The organism is Sphingopyxis sp. (assembly GCF_035565275.1).
Classification (GTDB): domain Bacteria; phylum Pseudomonadota; class Alphaproteobacteria; order Sphingomonadales; family Sphingomonadaceae; genus Sphingopyxis.
Genome location: NZ_DATMST010000113.1, coordinates 1 through 2,325, shown reverse-complemented (window position 1 = coordinate 2,325; position 2,325 = coordinate 1). Strand labels below are relative to the sequence as shown.

General features: G+C 68.2%; 2 protein-coding genes. Both read left to right on the top strand.

The genetic code is table 11. From position 1 onward, the window contains the following. Window positions 1-38 precede the first annotated feature (38 nt). Window positions 39-482, top strand: a complete 444-nt coding sequence (locus VN047_RS07765) for a DUF2958 domain-containing protein (protein WP_325541550.1) — start codon at window positions 39-41, stop codon at window positions 480-482. 93 nt (window positions 483-575) lie between these two features. Then, the coding region (locus VN047_RS07760) for a ParB/RepB/Spo0J family partition protein (protein ID WP_325541549.1) at window positions 576-2,325 on the top strand (1,750 nt) is incomplete at its 3' end.

Genomic DNA, 2,325 nt, shown 5'->3' with positions numbered 1-2,325 from the left:
GACGGCGCACCCGCCACGCCCGGGGCGGGAGGCGGGCGATGATTCTCCTTCCCGCCGAGCTGCGCTTCGCGCTCAACGCGAACGGCCATGCGAGCCGGATTCACCGCGCCCGCGAAACCGCCTTCGATCCGTGGCCCGTCGTCAAATTCTTCAATCCGCTCGGCGCGGCGACGTGGCTCGCGACCGAGATCGACAGCGACGGCGACACGCTGTTCGGGCTTGCCGATCTCGGCTTCGGCTGCCCCGAACTCGGCTGTTTCTCGCTCGCCGAAATCGCCGTCGTGCGGCTGCCGTTCGGGCTGGGCATCGAACGCGATGTCCATTTCGACCCGCTCGCGCCGCTGTCGGACTGGACCGGCACGGCGCGGCGGCTCGGTTCGATCGGCCTCGCCGAAAAGGCGCTTTTGCGCCGGAAACGCGACCAGCTTCTGCCGGACCCGCTTCCCCCTCGCGAAGGAGGGGAGGGCGGCGCGGGCAGCTGACGCGGCGGCGCGTCTCGCCGTCAATCGAAGCCGGTCTCCGAGGGAGCCCCTGCAGGGAATCGGAGACCGGCACCGCAAGGAATGGAGTGCATCATGAAACTCGATTTTATCCCGCTCGACAAGCTGTCGGTCGATCCGGCCAATATGCGCGCCAAGGGACGAGACCCCGATGTCAGCGATATTTTGCCGAGCGTACGCAAGCGAGGCGTCCTCCAATCGCTGATCGTGCGGCCCGACGCCGAGGAGGGGCGTTTCCGCATTTCGGCAGGCCGGCGCCGCTTCACTGCCGCCAGCATCGTCGCACGCGAAGGCGGACCGGCGCGTCCGCTGCCATGCGGAATTTTGGAAGAGGGTGACGACGCCGACGCCATCGAAGCGTCGATGATCGAAAATCTCGCGCGGGTCGAACCTGACGAGGTCAGCCAGTGGGAGGCGTTTGTCAAACTCGCCAAGGCGGGTCGCAACGTCGAGGAAATCGCCGCCGCTTTCGCGTTCGAACCGAAAGCGGTCAAGCGCATCCTCGCGCTCGGCAATCTCCTGCCGCGCATCCGCACCCTCTATCGCGGCGGCGAGATCGACCCGGCGACGGTGCGCCATCTGACCCTCGCGTCGAAAAGTCAGCAGACGGCATGGCTGGCGCTTCGCGACGACGAGAACGCCTATTGCCCGACCGGCCACCAGCTCAAGGCGTGGCTGTTCGGCGGCACCGCGATCAAGACCGCCCACGCGCTGTTCGACGTCGAGGCATCGGGCGCGGCGGTGATCGCCGACCTGTTCGGCGACGATCCGCTGTTCGCCGACAGCGACGCCTTCTGGACCGCGCAGACGGCCGAGATCGAGGCGCGCAAGGCGGCCTTGATCGCGGCGGGATGGAGCGATGTCGTCATCCTCGAACGCGGCGAGCGCTTCCGACAGTGGGACTATAGCCACGCGCCGAAACGCAAGGGCGGACGCGTCTATGTCGAGGTGCGCGACACCGGCGAGGTCGATTTCCATGAGGGCTATGTCACCGCGAAGGAAGCGGCGGCGCGGGCGCGCGGCGAAAAGAGCGAGGCGCCTGCCAAGGCGCAGCGCCCCGAGGTGTCGGGACCGCTGAACGCCTATATCGACCTGCACCGTCACGCGGCGGTGCGCGCCGAAATGGCCGGACATGGCGGGGTCGCGCTGCGCGCGCTCGTCGCGCACGTCATCAGCGGCGCCGACCATTTCCGCGTCGATGTCCAGTCGCAGACCTGCGCAAAGGACGATGTGCAGGAGAGCATCGAGACGTGCAGCGCCGAGGTGGCGTTCGACGAGCGCCGCCGCGCGGTGCTCGCCGTGCTCGGCTTCGATCCCGAGCGCGCGACGGTGACCGCGCGCTATGGGGGCGGGAGCGATTTCCCGTCGCTGTTCGCGCGGCTGCTCGAACTGCCCGATGCCTGTGTGCTCGATATCGTCGCGGTGGTCATGGGCGAGACGCTGATGGCGGGAAGCGAGGCGGTCGAGATGATCGGCCTTCATCTCGGCGTCGATATGGCGAAGCACTGGCAGCCCGACGAGGCGTTCTGGTTGCTGATCCGCGACCGCGAAATTCTCGGCAGGATCGTCGCCGACGTCGCGGGCGAGGAGGTCGCCGCCGCCAATGGCGGCGAGAAGGCGAAAGCGCTGAAAGCGATTGTCGCCGACCATCTGGAGGGCGCAAACGGGCGCCCGAAGGTCGCGCCGTGGGTGCCGAAGTGGATGGCGTTTCCGCCCGCGCCCTACACCGCGCGCGGCGGCGTCGGGAGCGTCGAGGCCGAGGCGCTGATGCCATATTTGCGCATCACATGCGCTGCCGCATCCTCGCCTTCGGGCGGCATGTCGG

Excerpts from the sequence above, each read along its gene's own strand:
- VN047_RS07765 (WP_325541550.1), top strand. The coding sequence starts at position 39 with ATGATTCTCCTTCCCGCCGAGCTGCGCTTCGCGCTCAACGCGAACGGC.